Annotated in this window: 17 protein-coding genes; 11 read left to right on the forward strand and 6 right to left on the reverse strand. The window is 61.7% G+C overall.

From position 1 onward, the window contains the following. Positions 1-35: 35 nt before the first annotated feature. The 3 genes from gcvH to J1D76_RS18605 form a co-directional block, all read right to left on the reverse strand. On the reverse strand, positions 36-419 hold the full coding sequence (gene gcvH / locus J1D76_RS18595; protein ID WP_421139735.1) for a glycine cleavage system protein GcvH: 384 nt from the start codon (positions 417-419) through the stop codon (positions 36-38). Between the two features lie 380 nt (positions 420-799). Beyond that, a complete protein-coding gene (locus J1D76_RS18600) occupies positions 800-2308 on the reverse strand; it encodes a sigma-54-dependent transcriptional regulator (RefSeq protein ID WP_421139736.1) in 1509 nt (502 codons plus the stop codon). A gap of 69 nt (positions 2309-2377) precedes the next feature. Then, a complete protein-coding gene (locus J1D76_RS18605; RefSeq protein ID WP_421139737.1) occupies positions 2378-3292 on the reverse strand; it encodes a LysR family transcriptional regulator in 915 nt (304 codons plus the stop codon). Positions 3293-3444: 152 nt separating this feature from the next. On the opposite strand from J1D76_RS18605, the gene speB reads away from it, so the two are divergent. The 5 genes from speB to J1D76_RS18630 all read left to right on the forward strand — a co-directional run bounded on the left by speB (position 3445) and on the right by J1D76_RS18630 (position 10112). Beyond that, complete coding sequence (gene speB, locus J1D76_RS18610; RefSeq protein WP_008049320.1) at positions 3445-4446, forward strand: agmatinase; 1002 nt, start codon at positions 3445-3447, stop codon at positions 4444-4446. A 53-nt stretch (positions 4447-4499) separates the two neighbouring features. Next, positions 4500-6008, forward strand: coding sequence for an aldehyde dehydrogenase family protein (locus tag J1D76_RS18615; RefSeq protein WP_421139738.1), 1509 nt, complete (start codon positions 4500-4502; stop codon positions 6006-6008). 201 nt (positions 6009-6209) lie between these two features. After that, positions 6210-7784 carry a purine-cytosine permease family protein gene (locus tag J1D76_RS18620; protein WP_421139739.1) on the forward strand — a complete coding sequence of 525 codons (1575 nt, stop codon included), beginning with the start codon at positions 6210-6212 and terminating at the stop codon, positions 7782-7784. A 2-nt stretch (positions 7785-7786) separates the two neighbouring features. Continuing rightward, entirely contained in the window at positions 7787-9475 is a 1689-nt protein-coding gene (betA, locus tag J1D76_RS18625; protein ID WP_421139740.1) for a choline dehydrogenase, read from the forward strand. Between the two features lie 178 nt (positions 9476-9653). After that, positions 9654-10112: a GNAT family N-acetyltransferase gene (locus J1D76_RS18630; protein ID WP_421139742.1), complete on the forward strand. Its 459-nt coding sequence runs from the start codon at positions 9654-9656 to the stop codon at positions 10110-10112. Position 10113: 1 nt separating this feature from the next. Here the strand turns inward: J1D76_RS18630 and J1D76_RS18635 are convergent, their stop codons facing one another. Next, positions 10114-10431 (reverse strand): NIPSNAP family protein, encoded by a 318-nt coding sequence (locus J1D76_RS18635; RefSeq protein WP_421139744.1) that lies wholly within the window; start codon positions 10429-10431, stop codon positions 10114-10116. A 215-nt stretch (positions 10432-10646) separates the two neighbouring features. Between J1D76_RS18635 and J1D76_RS18640 the strand changes: the two genes are divergently transcribed. Next, a complete protein-coding gene (locus tag J1D76_RS18640; protein ID WP_421139745.1) occupies positions 10647-11309 on the forward strand; it encodes an ATPase in 663 nt (220 codons plus the stop codon). A 65-nt stretch (positions 11310-11374) separates the two neighbouring features. Then, positions 11375-11701: a hypothetical protein gene (locus tag J1D76_RS18645; protein WP_421139747.1), complete on the forward strand. Its 327-nt coding sequence runs from the start codon at positions 11375-11377 to the stop codon at positions 11699-11701. A 452-nt stretch (positions 11702-12153) separates the two neighbouring features. Here J1D76_RS18645 and ppk2 read toward each other — a convergent pair whose 3' ends face one another. Next, on the reverse strand, positions 12154-13071 hold the full coding sequence (gene ppk2, locus J1D76_RS18650; protein WP_421139749.1) for a polyphosphate kinase 2: 918 nt from the start codon (positions 13069-13071) through the stop codon (positions 12154-12156). Positions 13072-13247: 176 nt separating this feature from the next. Between ppk2 and J1D76_RS18655 the strand changes: the two genes are divergently transcribed. Both J1D76_RS18655 and J1D76_RS18660 read left to right on the forward strand, forming a co-directional pair. After that, entirely contained in the window at positions 13248-14177 is a 930-nt protein-coding gene (locus J1D76_RS18655; RefSeq protein WP_421139750.1) for a Ppx/GppA family phosphatase, read from the forward strand. A 362-nt stretch (positions 14178-14539) separates the two neighbouring features. Next, positions 14540-14920 carry a c-type cytochrome gene (locus J1D76_RS18660; RefSeq protein ID WP_421139752.1) on the forward strand — a complete coding sequence of 127 codons (381 nt, stop codon included), beginning with the start codon at positions 14540-14542 and terminating at the stop codon, positions 14918-14920. Here the strand turns inward: J1D76_RS18660 and J1D76_RS18665 are convergent, their stop codons facing one another. Next, on the reverse strand, positions 14921-15775 hold the full coding sequence (locus J1D76_RS18665) for a LysR substrate-binding domain-containing protein (RefSeq protein ID WP_421139753.1): 855 nt from the start codon (positions 15773-15775) through the stop codon (positions 14921-14923). Between the two features lie 135 nt (positions 15776-15910). On the opposite strand from J1D76_RS18665, the gene J1D76_RS18670 reads away from it, so the two are divergent. Then, positions 15911-16963: an agmatine deiminase family protein gene (locus J1D76_RS18670; protein ID WP_421139754.1), complete on the forward strand. Its 1053-nt coding sequence runs from the start codon at positions 15911-15913 to the stop codon at positions 16961-16963. Positions 16964-16967: 4 nt separating this feature from the next. After that, positions 16968-17876, forward strand: a complete 909-nt coding sequence (aguB, locus tag J1D76_RS18675; RefSeq protein ID WP_421139755.1) for an N-carbamoylputrescine amidase — start codon at positions 16968-16970, stop codon at positions 17874-17876.

Here is a 17876-nt window from a genome sequence, read left to right on the forward strand (position 1 = left end):
GGGTCCTTTTGCGGATTCGGGAAAGGTGAGGGGCGTCAGGCGTCGGCGTGTTCGGCGGTCAGGCGTGCATAGGCGTCCTGGTCCAGCAAGTCGTTCAATGCCAGGGCATCCACCGGTTTGAAGCGAAAGAACCAGCCTTCGCCCAAGGGGTCTTCGTTGACCCGTTCCGGGCTGCTCTCAAGCGTGTCATTGACCTCGACCACTTCACCGTCCAGCGGCATGCCGATGCTGCTGGCGGCTTTCACCGACTCCAGCACCGACACTTCGGCACCGGCACCGAAGGCGCCTAGTTCAGGCACTTGGACAAACACCACATCCCCCAGCGCTTGCTGGGCAAATGCGGTGATGCCGACGGTGACCAGGCCATCGGCCTCAAGGCGCAGCCATTCATGATCGACGGTAAAACGCAATTCGCTCATCTCAACTCCTTATTGTTTTAAGGCTCGTGGCGGGGCGACGAGCGGGGTTGGAGGAGTGATAGCAAGGGTAGTGCCAATGTTTTTTATTTGTTTTAAATCAATAGCTTGAAGTGATTTTATTAAGTGCGACAGATTTCATTCGTATTGAAATCAATACAGGAAGGCAGGGCTGTGGGCGTAGACGCGGTAAATGCGCGGTGGGAAAGGTTTTGTCTTGATTTCGCTACGCTGTATCGATTTTCAGACGGTGAACCCGGCAACAACACAGATCCCTTGGGAGCGGGCTTGCTCGCGAAGGCGTCGTGTCAGGCAACATGGATGGTGAATGACACACTGCATTCGCGAGCAAGCCCGCTCCCACATTTTTGACCGAGTCAGGTTCAGGATTTGCCGGGAATCCCGTATTTGCGCAAGCGAATCGCAATCGCGCTATGGGACGTCTGCAACCGCGCCGCGAGCAAGCGACTCGACGGATAACTGCGATACAGCTGCTCCAGCAGGTTCTTCTCAAAGTCGCCAACCGCCTCTTCCAGGCTGCCCACTTCACCGTCGTTTTGCCGCTCGACCGCCGTGCGGGCAATGTCGAGGTCGTCGATGTCCACCAACGGGTTTTCGCAAATCGCCGCCGCGCGAAAGATCACGTTTTGCAGTTGCCGCACGTTGCCCGGCCAGCGGTTGCCGAGCAGGGCGCTGAAGGTGCTCGGCGCCAAGCGACACGTCGGTCGCTGGATCTGCGCACACGCCTGCTGCATGAAGTGATTGGCCATCAGCAGGATGTCGTGGCCGCGCTCGCGCAGGGGCGGCACTTGCAGGTTGAGCACGTTGAGGCGGTAGAACAGGTCTTCGCGAAACCGGCCTTCGGCGACCATTTTTTCCAGGTCGCGGTGGGTCGCGCTGAGCACCCGCACATTGACCCGTACCTCCTTGTCGCCGCCGACCCGACGGAAGCAGCCATCGCTCAGAAAACGCAGCAACTTGGCTTGCAGGTACGGCGACATTTCCCCCACTTCATCGAGAAACACCGTGCCTTGGTCCGCCAGCTCCAGCAGGCCAAGCTTACCGCCCCGTTGCGCGCCGGTGAAGGCGCCGGGGGCGTAGCCGAACAGCTCGCTTTCAGCCAGGCTCTCCGGCAGCGCCGCGCAGTTCAGCGCCAGGAACGGCGCGTCGTGCCGTGGGCTGATGGCGTGGCAGGCGCGGGCCACCAACTCCTTGCCGGTGCCGGTTTCACCCTGGATCAGCAACGGCGCATCGAGTGCCGCGACCCTTTGCGCACGGGCCTTGAGCGCGCGGATCGGCGGCGATTCGCCAAGCAGCGCATCGAAGCCTTCGGCATGGTCATGGTGCAACGCCGACAGGCGTTCGCCGATGCGATTGGGTTGATACAGGGTGAGCAGGGCGCCAGCATCGGTAACCGGCATCGCGTCGAGCAGAAACGTCTGGCCGCCGAGGCTGACCTCGTGCATCGGCAGGCGGAAATGGTGAGCGATCAAGGTGCGCTGCAAATCGGCATGGTCGAACAATGCAGTCAGCGATTCACCGGCCGGTTCGCGGCCACAGAGGGCGATCAGCGCCGGGTTGGCCAACAGCACGTGACCCCGGTCATCCACCGCCAGCACCGGGTCGGAACTGGCGGCCAGCAACGCGTCCAGTTGCAGTCGGCGACGCTGCCCGGGGAGGATGTCAACCATGGTCACGGCTTGCACGCCCCGTACATCAAACAGCGCTTCGCGCAATTCCTCCAACACCTCGGCACCGAGGGTCGGCGCATCGATGTAGACGTTCGGCGGCACCATCTCCACGGCGTCCAGGTTGAAGCTGCGCCCGCCCAGCAGGGCCAGCACTTCCTGGGTGATGCCGACGCGGTCGATGAAGGTGACGTGGATGCGCATGACGGGCCTGCAAGGTGGGCGAAGTCAAGTCAGTATGCCCGGCAAAATTTGCATTTGGCGAGCGTCACCTCATGGCGTGCCGGTTTTGCGGGTGCTGGCGGCCAGGTCCTCCAGGAACGCTTGCAGGATCGGCGGCGGTGCCACGCCACGCCGGGTGATCACGTCGAACGGCGACTTCAGGCGCAGGCTCGAAGGGGCCAGTTGGTGCATCTCGCCGCTCTTGAGCCACTGGCTGGCGAAGTGTTCCGGGAGAAACCCCAGGTAGGCGCCGGAAATGATCAGGATCGCCGTGGCCTCGATGTTGTCCACGGTGGCGGCAGCCTTGCTGACGCCCAGGTGTTCGAGGTCGTATTGCTGCATGTAGCCGCGCACCACGATGCGGCTCGCGGCAACCTCTTCAAGCAATTCCTCGCCTTCAGCCTGGCTGCCGTACAACGGATGACGTCGCCCGCAATACAAACCCAGCGCTTCCTGGTACAGCGGTGATTGCAGCAGCCCCGGCACATGGATCGGGAAGTGCCCGATGGCCAGGTGCAGGCGACCGTCGAGCACCCGTTCTTCCAGTTCCGCCGGGGTGCCGACGTAGACGTTCAGGTGCACGTCATGGCCCCGTGAAACGAAGCGTTGGGTGGTGCGCGGGATCGGCGAGTCGGGGTCGGTGATGGTGGTGTCGATGATCCCCAGGTTGAGCTTGCCGCTGATGTGCTGCTTGAGCACGTCGGCGTCCATGCAGAAATTTTCCACCGCCGATAGCAGGCGCTGGGTCGCTTCATGAATCGCCACGCCTTGCTCGGTCAGGCGAAAGCCGCTGCGCCCGCGCTGGCAGAGTTTGACCCCCAAGCGTGTTTCCAGGTGGGTCATCTGTTCGCTGATGGTCGACTGCCCGGCGTTCAGCGCCGCTTGCGCCGCGGAAAACCCGCCACAGCGGACAATCGTGGCGAATACCCTGAGCAACTTCAGATCGACATCGTGTAGCTGGATCACCTTGAACCTCCGGCTTGTGGATGCATCGGTAATGCCGATATGAGTATCTGATGTTTAGCATTTTTTCCACGAAAACCTGCGCCCATAGTCTCTCCAACGGCGCTCGCCTTGCAGTTGCGCCAAGCCGATAACAAGAAGTGGAGAGGCTAGAAATGTCGAACAACGGTTATGAATCCGGTCGTCTGAACCTGCCATTCGTGGGTCATTGCACCTTTGGCAAATCCCCGGTGTGCACCGACTGGGACGCGCTGGATGCCGACGTCGCAGTGCTCGGCGTGCCCAACGACATGGGCACCCAGTGGCGCTCCGGCGCACGCTTTGGACCCCGCGGGATTCGTGAAGCATCGACGCTGTTTTCCTTCGGCCATGCCGGCGCCTATGACCACGAAGATGACGTGATGTACCTCACCGCGTCGGACGTGCGCATGGTCGACGTCGGTGATGCCGACATCGTCCACACCGACATGGCCACCAGCAACAAGAACACCGAATACGCGGTGCGCAAGATCCTCGATGCCGGGGTGATGCCCGTCGTACTGGGTGGCGACCACTCGGTGCACGCCCCGGTGATCAAGGCCTTCGAAGGGCGCGGCCCGATCCACATCATTCACTTCGATGCGCACCTGGACTTCGTCGACGAACGCCACGGCGTGCGCTACGGCCACGGCAACCCGCTGCGCCGCGCCTCGGAAATGAACCACATTGTCGGCATGACCCAGATGGGCATCCGCAACGTGTCGTCGTCCAACCGCGACGACTACGAAGCGGCCCACGAAGCCGGCTCGAAAATCCTCTCGGTGCGCGACGTGCGTCGCCTCGGCGTCGAGGGTGTGCTGGCGCTGATTCCGCAGAACATCAACTACTACATCACCATCGACATCGACGGTTTCGACCCGTCCATCGCCCCGGGCACCGGCACCCCGAGCCACGGCGGCTTCCTCTACTACGAAGTGCTGGAAATCATCCAGGCCCTGGCCAAGCGCAGCAAAGGCAACATCGTCGGCATGGACCTGGTGGAAGTGGCGCCGGTCTACGACCCGACCGGCATGACCTCGATCCTCGCCGCGCAACTGCTGCTCAACAGCATCGGTTTCATCTTCCACGAGCGGGGCAAGGTGCGAGCCGCCGCCGAGAGTGAAACCACGCCAGCCTGAACATCGAAACCAGTGACCCGGCAGGCTCTGACTGCCGGGCAGAGAGAATAAAAATGGACACGATCGTCAAGAGTTACCTGCAAAAATTCGGCGTCAGCGAAGCCACCCAGACCTTCCTCAGCAAGGTTCAGAAAATGTTCATCGGCGGTGCCTGGGTCGAAGCCAGCGACGGCCAGACCTCCGATGTGATCGAACCGTCGACCGAAGGCCTGATCACCCGCATTCCCATGGGCACCACCGCAGACCTGGACCGCGCCGTGCAAGCGGCCCGCGCGCAGTTCGATGGCGGCGCCTGGCGCCAGGCCAAACCGGCCGAGCGCGAGCGCATGATGCAACGCCTGGCCGACCTGATCGAACAGAACGCCGCTGAACTGGCAGAAATCGAATCCATCGACATGGGCAAATCGGTTGCCTTCGCCAAGGACGTCGACATCCAGGGCACCGTCGATACCCTGCGCTACTTCGCCGGTTGGGCCACCAAACTGCACGGCCGTACCGTCGAACCTTCGCTGCCGGGCAACTATCTGGCCTATACCCGCAAGGAAGCAGTGGGCGTGGTCGGTGCCATCGTGCCGTGGAACTTCCCACTGCAAACCATGGCCTGGAAGCTCGGCGCGGCGCTCGCGACCGGTTGCACCGTGGTGGTCAAACCGGCTGAGCTGACCTCGTTGTCGGCCCTGCGTTTTGCCGAACTGGTGCAGGAAGCGGGCATCCCCGACGGCGTGATCAACATCGTCACCGGGCGTGGCAGCGTGGTCGGCGCGGCCATGGCCACCCACCCCGGCATCGACAAACTGACCTTCACCGGCTCGACCCCGGTCGGCCAGACCGTCGGCCGTGCCGCGCTGGATGACATGAAGCGCCTGACCCTCGAACTGGGTGGCAAATCACCGGTCATCGTCTGCGCCGATGCCGACATTCCCGCCGCTGCGCAAGCGGTCGCCAACGGCGTGTTTTTCAACTCGGGACAGGTATGCGACGCCGGTACGCGGGCCTATATTCATAGCAGCGTCTACGACGAATTCCTGCGTGAACTGATCGCCTACACGCGCTCCCTGAAAATGGCCCCGGGCCTGGACCCGGAGTGCTTCATCGGTCCCTTGGTCTCGGCCCTGCAAAAGCAGCGCGTGACCGAGTACATCGAAACCGGCAAGGCCGAAGGCGCGCAACTGGTCTACGGCGGCCAGCCGGTCAATGGTCCGGGTTTCTTCGTCGAGCCGACCATCTTCGCCCATTGCCGCAACGACATGCGCATCGTCCAGGAAGAGATCTTCGGCCCGGTGCTGGTCACCGCACCGTTCGACGATGAAGAGGACGCACTGGCCCTGGCCAACGACTCGCCTTACGGCCTGGCGGCGGCACTGTATTCCAATGACCTGGGCAAGGTGCACAGCCTGATCCCACGCCTCAAGGCCGGCTCGGTCTACGTCAACGCCCACGGCACCCTCGACCCGTCGATGCCGTTCGGTGGCTACAAGCAGTCTGGATTCGGCAAGGACCTGGGCGCCGAGCAGCTCGATTACCTGCTCGAGACCAAGGCGGTATGGATCACGCTGCCATGAGTCAGGGCTGACTCCGCCTTTGTAGGCGCTGGCTTGCCAGCGAAAGCGGCCTCACATTCAACAGTTTTATCGACTGACTTGTTGCTTTCGCCGGCAAGCCGGCTCCTACAGGTTTTTGGAACAGCATGGAGGCACCTGGGCGTCGTTCACCCAAAAGAACGCGGTTTTCTCGTCATGATCTTCCAACAATAAGAGTCCATCATGAACACCAACGCCAAGTCCGCCACGAGCGTGTCCGCCCTCGACGAAAAATCCGTCGTCGAGGGGCATTCGATTGATTTCATCCCCGAGAGCGAGCGCACCGACAAACTGGCCAGCCAGGGTCCGTTCTGGTTTCTCGGCAACTTCACCTTCTTCACCATGACCATCGGCTTCGTCGGCCCAAGCGTCGGTTTGACCGCGCTCTGGACCACGCTCGCCGGCACGCTGGGCATCATGTTCGGCACGCTGTTCATGGCATTCCATGGTTCGCAAGGCCCACACCTGGGCTTGCCGCAAATGATCCAGTCCCGTGCGCAGTTTGGCTATCGCGGCGTGATCCTGGTGCTGCTCGCCACGCTGTTCGTCTTCGCCGGCTTCAACATCGTCAACTTGGTGTTGATGATGCAGGGGCTGCACACGCTGTTCGGCTTTCACCCCTGGGCCATTGCGCTGGCGGTGACGATACCGGCGGCGGTGCTGGCGATTCTCGGCCACGACTGGATGCACCGCAGCTTCAAATGGGCGTTGTACCTGTCGCTGCCGCTGTATGGCCTGGTGACGTTGGCGGTGCTGATGGGCTGGGTGCCGGACGCGGTCTTGCCGGCATTGGCACCTGGTGAGGTGGCCCCGGCGCCACTGGGTTTCAACTGGACCGGTTTCATCGCGCAGTTCGCGGCCGCCGCCAGCTACAACATCGCCTATGCGCCGTATGTATCGGACTACTCGCGTTACCTGCCGAAGAACACCTCCAGCGGCAAGCTGATCGCCGTGGTGTTCCTCGGTGCTTCGCTGTCCGGTGCGTGGATGATTTCCGTGGGCGGCTGGCTCGCCGATCACCTGCATTCCACTGACGTGCTGGTGGCCCTCGGGCAAGTCGGCAATACCGTATCGCCGCTGATGGGCACGGCGGTGGTGGTGATCACCATCCTGGCGTTCCTGCCGGTGATCGCGATGAACATCTACAGCGCCAAGCTGACCACGCTGACCTGTGTCGACTCGATCAAACACATCGAACCCACCCGCAAGGCCCGCATCCTCGCCATCGTCTTCGTGATCCTGTTGCAACTGGGCGTGGCGCTGAGCATCCAGAGTTCCGGCAAAGGCCTGTCGGTGCTGGGGATCTACCTGGTGGTGATGCTGTACTTCCTGGTGCCCTGGACCTCGGTCAACCTCACCGACTACTTCTTCGTGCGCAAGGGTCGCTACGCCATCCCGCACTTCTTCATGCCCCACGGCAACATCTACGGCAGCTGGGGGCTGCGCGGTATCGCCGCCTACGCCATCGGTTTTGTCTCGATGATCCCGTTCTTCTACATCTTCGACGGCGTCGAACAGCGCGAGGTGTATGTCGGCCCGCTCGCCAAGGCGCTGGGCAGCATCGACATCGCCTGGCTGGTCGGGTTGATCGTCTCGGGCCTGGCTTACTACTGGCTGAGCCGCTCGATCGATCTCAAACGCGAAGAAGCGGTGATCCAGCAGATCGAGAAAACCTCTCCGCAATACACCACCGGCGACACGCTGACCCACAAACAGCAGCCACTGCCGGTCTTCACAGAATCGACGGTCGGGAGATAGTCATGACCACGCAAAAATACGACTACATCATCATTGGCGCCGGCTCCGCAGGTTGTGTGTTGGCCAACCGCCTGAGCGAAGACCCGGCGACGTCGGTGCTGGTCCTGGAGTTCGGCGGCAGTGACAAAAGTGTGGTGATCCAGATGCCGAGCGCCTTCTCGATCCCGATGAACACCAAGAAGTACAATTGGCGCTACGAAACCGAGCCGGAAACCTTCCTCAACGGCCGACGCATTCACTGCCCACGGGGCAAGGTGCTGGGCGGCTCGTCGTCGATCAACGGCCTGGTGTACATCCGGGGTCACGCACTGGACTTCGACGAGTGGGAATCCCTCGGCGCCGAAGGCTGGGGCTATCGCAACTGCCTGCCGTACTTCAAGCGTGCCGAAAGCTACGAGTCGGGCGGTGACAGCTACCGCGGGCAAACCGGGCCGCTGCACACCACCAACGGCAACCACATGAAAAACCCGCTGTACGGGGCCTGGGTCGAAGCCGGGGCAGAGGCGGGGTACATCAAGACCGAAGACTGCAACGGCTACATGCAGGAAGGTTTCGGGGCCATGCACATGACCGTCAAGAACGGCGTGCGCTGCTCCACGGCCAACGCCTATCTGCGCCCGGCCATGGGCCGTCCGAACCTGACGGTGATCACCCACGCAATGACCCGCCAGGTCATCCTCGAAGGCAAGCGCGCGGTCGGGGTCATCTATGACCACGGCGGCGAGACACAGCAGGTGTATTGCAACCGCGAAGTGCTGATCTCGTCCGGGCCGATCGGCTCGCCCCACCTGTTGCAACGCTCGGGCATCGGCCCGGCGGAGGTCTTGCGCAAGGCCGGGATCGGCGTGCGCCATGACCTGCCGGGGGTAGGGGAGAACCTGCAGGATCACGCCGAGGTGTACATCCAGTTCGGCTGCAAGGAACCGGTGACCCTCAACAGCAAGATGGACCCGCTGAGCAAGTTGATGATCGGTCTGCGCTGGCTGCTGTTCAAGGATGGCCTGGGCGCCACCAACCACTTCGAGGCCGGTGGTTTCATCCGCTCCGAGGTGGGCCTGCGCTGGCCGGACATCCAGTTTCACTTCCTGCCGGCGGCGATGCGCTACGACGGCAATAAACCGATCAAGGGCCATGGTTTCATGGTGCTCACCGGGCCGAACAAACCGAAGAGTCGCGGCTACGTGCGCGTGCGCTCGGCCGACCCGTACGAGCACCCGGAAATTCGTTTCAACTACCTGGAGCGCGAAGAGGACCGCGCAGGTTTCCGTCGCTGCATTCGCCTGACCCGCGAGATCATCGGCCAGAAAGCGATGGACCGCTTCCGCGACGGCGAAATCGCCCCGGGGGCGCAGGTGACCAGCGATGAAGACCTCGACGCCTTCGTCCGTGACAATCTGGAAAGCACCTACCATCCGTGCGGTTCGTGCCGCATGGGCGAGGACGACATGGCGGTGGTCGACTCCGAACTGCGCGTACGCGGTATTACCGGTTTGCGGGTGATCGACTCGTCGGTGTTCCCGACCGAGCCGAACGGCAACCTCAACGCACCGACCATCATGCTCGCCGAACGGGCGTCCGACCTGGTGCGTGGCATCAAGATGCTGCCATCCGCGGATGTGCCGGTGGGGCTGGTCGAAGGCTGGGAAAACAGCCAGCGCACAACGCTGCCGGGGCGCAACGTGCGCGTCTGATCCACACAAAATCCTGTAGGAGCTGGCTTGCCAGCGAAAGCGGTCTACCTGACACACCGCGCCGCCCGGTTCGCCGGCAAGCCGGCTCCTACAGGTGATCTTCGTTGAAAAATAGTGCATCGCGGTCGCGTCGCCATTGCTAGGCTGTAAATCCTTGAGACCGCAATGGAGCACCCTCATGGCTATCCAGGCCCTGCGCGCCGACGCATCACACATCGAACAAATCGCCCCACTGTTCGACGCCTACCGGATGTTCTACCAGCAGCCGTCGAACCTGGCCCAATCCCGTGCATTCATCGCCGAGCGCCTCGCCCGGGATGAATCGGTGATTTTCCTTGCCCAGGACAGCGACGGTGAAAACCTCGGTTTCGTCCAGCTGTTCCCGACCTTTTCCTCCATCGATGCCCACCGCACCTGGCTGCTCGGTGACCTGTTCACCACGCCCGCCGCCCGGGGCAAAGGCGTCGGCACCTTGCTGATGAACACCGCGCGCGAGTTTGCGACGCTGGCCGGTGGCAAAGGCATGACCCTGGAAACCGCCACCGATAACCTCACGGCGCAACGCCTTTACGAATCCCTGGGCTGGGTGCGCGACCCCGGTTACTACACCTATGGCCTGGACTTGAAGAACAGCTGAATCAGCGGGCCGGTTCGCCAAACACCGGCCGCATGAACGAGCGTTCGTAGCTGAGGATGAATTTTTTCTCCTCAGCGAACTTGAACGCTGCGATGCATTCCGGATCGCTCATCGACTGCTGCCGGTAATGCTCGTAGGCCGCCAGGCTCGGGAAGGTGAACAGCGCCAAAGCGATATTGTTGGCGCCTTCCGACGGCAAAAAGTAGCCGTGATGCTGGCCACCGAACTTTTCCACCAAGGGTATCCACAACTTGCCGTAGTGCTCGAAAGCGTCGAGCTGATACGGGTCGAGCACGTATTTCAGGTAGCAAGTGACCATTTTCATTCCTTGATCAAAGTGTCGGAGCAGGCAGGTACTGTAGTGACTGGCCGCTGAAAACGACAGCGCGCGGCTCGACATTCGCCGGTGAATTTCCGCCAATCGCCTCGCATTATTCGTTCAGTCGATAGTGACCATTAAGAATCGCAAGTTCTGTTTTTCGGGCAAAGGCGGAAAATCGCCTGCATCGAAACGCTGCTCAAGGAACCTGCGCGATGAACCTGATGACCCGACTGGCTGTAATTGCCCTGCTGCTGGGCAGTGTGACATCGACCCCGGCGGCCCTTGCCGGAGACGCACCTGCCTGCCATCTGTCGCCGCTGACGGCGAGCCAGGGCAACTTGCAGTACGGGCAGACAGTCGGCGTGCTCTACAGCGAAAACACCGTGGAAAACCTGCAATACCTCGAGCAATACCACTCGGTGGCCGTCAACGGTGCGAAAAACGCGCTGGATTCGCGGATCCGCCAGGCGTTCGTCAACAGCTCCGACCCGGACCTGGCCATCGATTGGCTGATGAGTTCGCTGCACAACACGTTTTTGTCGGTGACCGTCTACGACAGCCTCGATGCCCTGGTGCAGGCCCATCCGGATGTGGTGGTGATGCTCGATACCCACAACCAGTTGCTGACCCAGCGTAACGACAGGGTCGAGGCGCGTTTCGCCGCACGCTTCTACGACGCCCACCTGCAATACATCGGCAAGGCCGAAGGCGCGGTGGAAAAACAACTGCCGTCGGTGTGGGTGCATGACAAGGCCGCGCCGCAGATTGCTGCTCAAATTGAACAACAACGCGACCTGCAACTGACGGCCTTGAAACAGTTCGATGCCTCGTTGAAGGCGCTGGTATCAGCCGGATTGACCGCAGCAGCCAATTAATAAGCCCGACGCCCATTGAGCGGCGGGCGAGCCGATTCACCGTGTTTCTTTTCAGGACCTTTTTGATGCGTACTTTTTTTGCCCCGACCCTGGCTTTCGCCTCGCTGTTGCTGGCCGGTTGTGCCACCCCGAACGCCCCGAGCATGACCTTGCAGACCAGCAAGTCGCCCGAGGAATACACCCATTGCGTGGTGCCGAAATTGCAACATGACGCGTTGGCGCCCACGGTCTCGCAGACCCAGCGCAGCTACCGGATCGTCGTCCCGAGCAAAGTGGCGGCGGACGATGTGCTGGAAACCTACAAAGCTTCCAATGGCGGCAAAGTGTTCCTGTACGAACGCAAACTGCTGGCCTCGACCAGCTTCGAACGCGCCGCGCAGGAATGCCTCTAAGCCAAATTCAAGGCAAAAAAAAGGTTCTTCACGCAATCCCGGGAAACTGTAGGAGCCAGCTTGCTGGCGATGCACTCAAGTGCGCCGCATTTATCCAGTTCACACGCGTTATCGTTAACGACCATCGCTGGCAAGCCAGCTCCTACAGGAGACCGCGCCCGAGTCCCGCGCCAGTGAAAGAGGCAAAAAAAAGCTGCCGGGAGTGGCAGCAGAAAGTTAAAGCACGCATTGGATGGGTGGAGTATGGCGGCCAGTGCATGACAGTTCGATGACGGCTTGATGGCCGCTGGTCAGGACACCACTTTCCGGGGTGATCGATTCCCTGTGGCGAGGGAGCTTGCTCCCGCTGGGTTGCGAAGCAACCTAAAAAATTCCCGGCGTACCGAATAGCTTGTGAGTGCTGCGCACTCAAGCGGGAGCAAGCTCCCTCGCCACAGGTCTTGCATTCCGTTTTAGTAGATCTCCGGGACGATGATTTCCTGCGGCACCGGCACCCGCGAATAATCCTTCTGGCGCACCCGTTGCGGCAATTCGATCACCGGCAGTTCGACTTCTTCATACGGCATCTGGTTGAGCAGGTGATGGATGCAGTTCAAGCGCGCCTTCTTCTTGTCGTCGGCCTGCACCACCCACCACGGTGCTTCATCAATGTGGGTGCGTTCGAGCATGATTTCCTTGGCCTTGGTGTAGGCCTCCCAGCGCCGGCGCGACTCCAGGTCCATGGGGCTGAGTTTCCACTGCTTGAGCGGATCGTGAATACGGCTGAGAAAGCGCAGGTTCTGTTCCTGGTCGGAAATCGAGAACCAGTACTTGATCAACTGGATGCCGGAGCGGGCCAGCATGCGTTCGAATTCCGGCACGGTGCGAAAGAACTCTTCGTACTGGTCGTCATTGCAGAAGCCCATGACTTTTTCCACACCAGCGCGGTTGTACCAGCTGCGGTCGAACAGCACGATTTCCCCGGCCGCGGGCAGGTGCGACACATAACGCTGGAAATACCACTGCGTGCGCTCGCGATCGTTGGGTGCGGGCAGGGCGGCCACTCGGCAAACCCGAGGGTTGAGGCGCTGGGTGATGCGCTTGATCACGCCACCCTTGCCGGCGGCATCGCGGCCTTCGAACAGGATCACCACCTTGTGGCCGGTCTTGACCACCCAGCTCTGCAACTTCACCAGTTCGCCCTGCAGGCGAAACAGTTCGGCGAAGTAGCGGCGCCGGGCGTCCTTCTCGCTGCCATCCTCCAGGTGTTCATCGAACAGTGCGTCGAGGTTGTGCCCGTCTTCCGATAATTCCAGTTCCAGTTCTTCGTCGCTGATATCCAGCAGCTCGCGGCGGATCCGCTGCATCAAGGTGTCTTGGGTTGAAAGCATGATGGGACACTCGCGTCGTGGGTGGCTCAGCCGATCCTAGTCACGCTTTGTTACGAAGTGGTGATGCGCCGAGGTGTCATCCGAGTGTCATCGAAGCCATGGCAAGATCCTCGCAATCCGTCTTCAGTGCCCGACGGCCGTCCGTGCGCCGGCCGTTGATTTGCAAGGAATCCCGAATGAAAGACGCCCCCCTGTTTGCCGCCATCGACTTGGGCTCCAATGCGTTTCGCCTGATGATTGGCCAGTCGGTGAGGCGCAACCAGCAAATGGTCATCCAGGAGGTAAAAACCCTGCGAGAGCCGGTGCGGCTGGCCGAAGGCCTGCAGGGTGGGGCGCTTGATGAGTTGGCCCTGGATCGCGGCTGGCAGGCGCTGGCGCGTTTCGGCAAGAAACTGCGCGGTTTCGAGGCCGGGCGGGTGCGGGCGGTGGCCACCAGTGCGGTGCGCGAGGCAGACAATGCGCCGCTGTTCCTGGCGAGTGCCGAGCGCCACCTGGGTTTCCGCATCGACGTCATTTCCGGTCACGAAGAGGCGCAACTGGTCTACGCCGGCGTGGCCCACACCTTGCCGGCGCAAAGCACGCGGCTGGTGGTGGACATTGGCGGTGGTTCCACGGAAATGATCATCGGCCGCGGCAGCCAGTTGCTGGTCACCGAGAGCATTGCCATCGGCAGCGGCACCTTCGGTGCGCATTACTTCCATGGCGGGCGGATCATGGCCGAAGCGCTGTTGGAGGCCGAGCGCGCCGCCACGGTGCAGTTCGAACGCATTGCCCGGCGTTATCGCGCCATGGGCTGGCAGCAAGCCATCGGTTCATCCGGCACCGCGCGAATGCTGGCCAAGGTGCTCAAGGCCAATGGCCTGAACGATGACGGCCTGAGCGGCATCACCTACGGCGGCCTGTTGCGCCTGTCGTTGCGGTTGCTGGAAGTCAGGCATGTGAAACACCTGAAGTTGGCGGGTTTGCCCACCCATCGCCTGAGCATTCTGCCCGGCGGCCTGGTGTTGATGCTGGCGGCGTTCAAGGTGTTCGGGATCACCCATATGATCGCGTCTGAACCGGGTTTGCGCTTCGGTGTGCTGCATGGATTGATGAGCCAACACTGACAACCCGCCAGCAGAGGTAAACCCATGCCCGACCCCCGTAGCGTACACCCTGGCCCGGGTTCGCCAGATCAAGGCGTTGATCCAGGCCGCCGTGGCACTCAATACCTCCCGCGAAAAAAATAAGCAATGCACAGATCCCCCGTAGGAGCTGGCTTGCCAGCGAAGGGGCCGGCAAGTTCAGCATCGATGTCACCTGACACACCGCCTTCGCTGGCAAGCCAGCTCCTACAGGGGGGCGTGGCGGCACCAATCAATTGTAGGCGCTGGCTTGCCAACGAAGAGGCCTTCGCAACACACTCGCGCCTACGGCAAATGCGCAAGACATGTTCCAATAGCGAGCCTTCGCAGACTGGAACCGGACCATGAAGAACCTCGCCGCACTGACCCTCGCCTTGTTACTCACCGCCAGTCTGCCCGCTCTTGCCGAAGGCGATGCCCAAGCCGGCGAGAAAGTGTTCAAGCGCCTGTGCAGCGGCTGCCATCAGATCGGTGAATCGGCCCGTGCCTTCTTCGGCCCGCAACTCAATGGGGTGATCGGTCGCCAGTCCGCCACCACCACCGACTACGTGTATTCCGATGCGATGAAAGCCGCCAACCTGGTCTGGACCCGCGAAACCCTGACCGCCTACCTCGAAGCGCCGAAGCAGGTCGTGCCCGGCACCCGCATGATTTTCTGGGGGCTGAGCGACCCGGAAAAAATCCAGGACCTGCTCGCCTACCTGCAAACCTTCGCGGCGCAATGATCACGTCAGATTAGTCACCAACCACTCGGTGAAGGCCCGCGCCATCGGGGTGTTCTCGCTGTCGCGGTGGGTCAGCAGTGCCCAGTTCGGGCCACGAATGGTTTGCTCCACCATTGGCTGCAACAGCCCGGTGGCCTGCGCCTGCCGACTGAGCAACTGGCTCACCAGCGCGATGCCGAGCCCACTGCACGCCGCGTCCAGCAGTAACCCCGGATCGGAAAAATTGAACCCCTGATCCCTTTGCCCCACATCAATCCCCGATTCCACCGCCCAGTGGCTCCAGTCCATCTCGCGCTCGCCATGCAACGTCGTGCGCTGTTCTATCGGCACGGCCGACAGGCTCGGGTGACACGCTGGAAAGAGGCGGTCGGCGTGCAGCACCTTGAAGCTGCATTCGGCCTGCGAGCTGATGTCGTCGCGCACCGCCAGGTCGATGGTCTGGCTGGCCATGTCCGGCACTTCATCGGTGCTGAAAATCCACAGATCGACCTGCGGATGCAGCTGCCGGAATTCTCCCAAGCGTGGCAACAACCAGTGCCGGGCAAACGCCGGGGTGGTGTTGAGCACCAGTTGATTGGGTTTCTGGTACTGCCCCAACCGGCGAATGCCCACTGCCAGTTGCTGCAACAACGCCTGGGTGGTGCTGAGCAGGTCGTGCCCGGCATCGGTCAGGCTGACGCTGCGGCCGCTGCGATAGAACAGCGGTTGTTCCAGGTACGCCTCGAGGCTGCGGATCTGCTGGCTGATCGCCGATTGGGTGAGGTGCAGCTCTTCGGCGGCCTTGTGAAAACTGCCCAGGCGGGCGGCGGCTTCGAAGCCGCGCAGGGTGCTGAGGGGCGGCCAGTGTTTGAGCATATCGATAAGTTCCTCTAATCAGTTGCCCGCAAAATCCATCGTTTGTTTGCCCGTTTTTACCGACCGTAGCATGCATGCCAAGACCGCCAAGGCGATTTTCATTGAACACAATGACTTAACTCAGAGGTGCTTGTCATGCAGCAGAACGTAATTCAAAACAGTGGCTGGACGATGCCGGCCGAATGGGTCACCCACGCCGCGACCTGGATGGTCTGGCCGCACAACAAGCCCCTGTGGGAGTCCGGTTGGCGGGTGACGTTGCCGCAGGTTCAGGAAGACTTCGCCCGGGTGGCCAACGCCATCGCTCGCTTCGAACCGGTGAAGCTGGTGGTCGATCCGTCGGCCATCGCCAGCGCCAAAGCGTTGTGCGGGCCAAACATTGAGTTGATCGAACTGGCGGTCAACGACAGTTGGTGCCGCGACTCCGGCCCGAGCTTCGTATGCCATCCGCAACAAGGCCTGGCCGGTGTCAGCTGGCGCTTCAATGCCTGGGGCGGCAAGTCGGCCCACGATCTGGACGAAAGCCTGGCCCGACGCGCGCTCAATCAGTTGGGCCTGGAGTGTTTCGGCACGGCGCTGAGCAACGAAGGCGGAGCGATTCATGTCGACGGCGAGGGCACGCTGATCACCACCGAATCGGTACTGCTCAACCCCAATCGCAACCCGGGCGTAACCAAGGCCGAGATCGAAGAGATCTTCAATCGCTTGCTGGGCGTGAAGAAAACCATCTGGCTGCCCGGCGATCCGGACTACGTGACCGGCGACATGACCGACGGCCACGTCGATGGCGTGTGCGCCTTCGCTCGCCCTGGCGTATTGCTGGTGGACGCCACCCACGACAAAAACTCGGTGTACGCAAAAGTCGCAGCAGAAAACCGTCGTGCCCTCCAATTGGCCACCGACGCTCAGGGCCGTCATTTCGAATTGATCGAACTCTACGAAGCCACCGATGCGGTCGACACCGAAGCCGAAGTGTTCTGCGCCTCCTACACCAACTTCTACATCGTCAACGGGGCGATCATCATGCCGGCCTACGGCATCGACGCCGACAAGGTGGCCGCCGGGGTTCTGGCGCAGGCGTTCCCCGGACGCGAAGTAGTGCCGGTGCGGATCAACCATCTGGCCCATGGCGGTGGCGGGGTGCATTGCATCACCCAGCAACAGCCGGCCTGGCCAGTGGAGGGTTGAAGCCATGACCTTACTCACTGTCGCCACCTCCCAGATGCCCTGCACCTGGGACCTGAAACACAACCTCGATCAGGCCGAGCAACTGGTCCGCGAAGCGGCGGCCAAGGGCGCACAGGTGATCCTGTTGCAGGAGCTGTTCGCCACGCCGTATTTCTGCATCGAGCAACACCACAAGCACCTGGCACTGGCCGAGGAGTATCGCGACAGCGCGGTACTCAAACGCTTCGCCGCACTGGCCAAAGAGCTTGGTGTAGTGCTGCCGCTGAGCTGGTACGAAAAGGCTGGCAATGCCTACTTCAATTCGTTGAGCGTGGCCGACGTCGACGGGCGCTTGCTGGGCGTGTACCGCAAGACCCACATCCCCAACGCCATCGGCTACCAGGAGAAGGAATACTTCAGCCCCGGCGACAGCGGTTTCCGGGTCTGGGACACCGCGTTCGGGCGCATCGGCCTGGGCATCTGCTGGGATCAGTGGTTCCCCGAAACCGCCCGTTGCCTGGCGTTGATGGGCGCTGAAGTGCTGCTGTTCCCCACGGCCATCGGCTCCGAGCCGGGTTGCGCAACGCTCGATTCGCGCGATCACTGGCAGATGACCATGCGTGGCCACGCCGCCGCGAACCTGCTGCCGGTGGTGGCGGCCAACCGTGTCGGCCGGGAAGCGGCGACCACCGATCCGACCTTGCAAATGAGCTTCTATGGCTCGTCATTCATCTGCAACCACAAGGGCAAAATGCTCGCCGAAGCCGACCGTGACAGCACCGGCGTGCTGGTCCACAGCCTGGACCTGGCGGCGATGCGCGAGGACCGCCTGACCTGGGGCATCTACCGCGACCGCCGTCCGGAGATGTACGGCGCCTTGTTGACCCAGGACGGTCGTCAAATCCATTCACGTTGGGCAACCGAAGGGGTGTGA

The sequence above is a fragment of the Pseudomonas sp. NFX15 genome, from assembly GCF_049132105.1.
Lineage (GTDB): Bacteria > Pseudomonadota > Gammaproteobacteria > Pseudomonadales > Pseudomonadaceae > Aquipseudomonas.

What these genes read in the sequence shown, in the direction of transcription:
- gcvH (WP_421139735.1), bottom strand. Translation starts at nt 419, where the DNA reads ATGAGCGAATTGCGTTTTACCGTCGATCATGAATGGCTGCGCCTTGAG.
- J1D76_RS18600 (WP_421139736.1), bottom strand. Translation starts at nt 2,308, where the DNA reads ATGCGCATCCACGTCACCTTCATCGACCGCGTCGGCATCACCCAGGAA.
- speB (WP_008049320.1), top strand. Translation starts at nt 3,445, where the DNA reads ATGTCGAACAACGGTTATGAATCCGGTCGTCTGAACCTGCCATTCGTG.
- J1D76_RS18615 (WP_421139738.1), top strand. Translation starts at nt 4,500, where the DNA reads ATGGACACGATCGTCAAGAGTTACCTGCAAAAATTCGGCGTCAGCGAA.
- J1D76_RS18620 (WP_421139739.1), top strand. Translation starts at nt 6,210, where the DNA reads ATGAACACCAACGCCAAGTCCGCCACGAGCGTGTCCGCCCTCGACGAA.
- betA (WP_421139740.1), top strand. Translation starts at nt 7,787, where the DNA reads ATGACCACGCAAAAATACGACTACATCATCATTGGCGCCGGCTCCGCA.
- J1D76_RS18630 (WP_421139742.1), top strand. Translation starts at nt 9,654, where the DNA reads ATGGCTATCCAGGCCCTGCGCGCCGACGCATCACACATCGAACAAATC.
- J1D76_RS18635 (WP_421139744.1), bottom strand. Translation starts at nt 10,431, where the DNA reads ATGGTCACTTGCTACCTGAAATACGTGCTCGACCCGTATCAGCTCGAC.
- J1D76_RS18640 (WP_421139745.1), top strand. Translation starts at nt 10,647, where the DNA reads ATGAACCTGATGACCCGACTGGCTGTAATTGCCCTGCTGCTGGGCAGT.
- J1D76_RS18645 (WP_421139747.1), top strand. Translation starts at nt 11,375, where the DNA reads ATGCGTACTTTTTTTGCCCCGACCCTGGCTTTCGCCTCGCTGTTGCTG.
- ppk2 (WP_421139749.1), bottom strand. Translation starts at nt 13,071, where the DNA reads ATGCTTTCAACCCAAGACACCTTGATGCAGCGGATCCGCCGCGAGCTG.
- J1D76_RS18655 (WP_421139750.1), top strand. Translation starts at nt 13,248, where the DNA reads ATGAAAGACGCCCCCCTGTTTGCCGCCATCGACTTGGGCTCCAATGCG.
- J1D76_RS18660 (WP_421139752.1), top strand. Translation starts at nt 14,540, where the DNA reads ATGAAGAACCTCGCCGCACTGACCCTCGCCTTGTTACTCACCGCCAGT.
- J1D76_RS18665 (WP_421139753.1), bottom strand. Translation starts at nt 15,775, where the DNA reads ATGCTCAAACACTGGCCGCCCCTCAGCACCCTGCGCGGCTTCGAAGCC.
- J1D76_RS18670 (WP_421139754.1), top strand. Translation starts at nt 15,911, where the DNA reads ATGCAGCAGAACGTAATTCAAAACAGTGGCTGGACGATGCCGGCCGAA.
- aguB (WP_421139755.1), top strand. Translation starts at nt 16,968, where the DNA reads ATGACCTTACTCACTGTCGCCACCTCCCAGATGCCCTGCACCTGGGAC.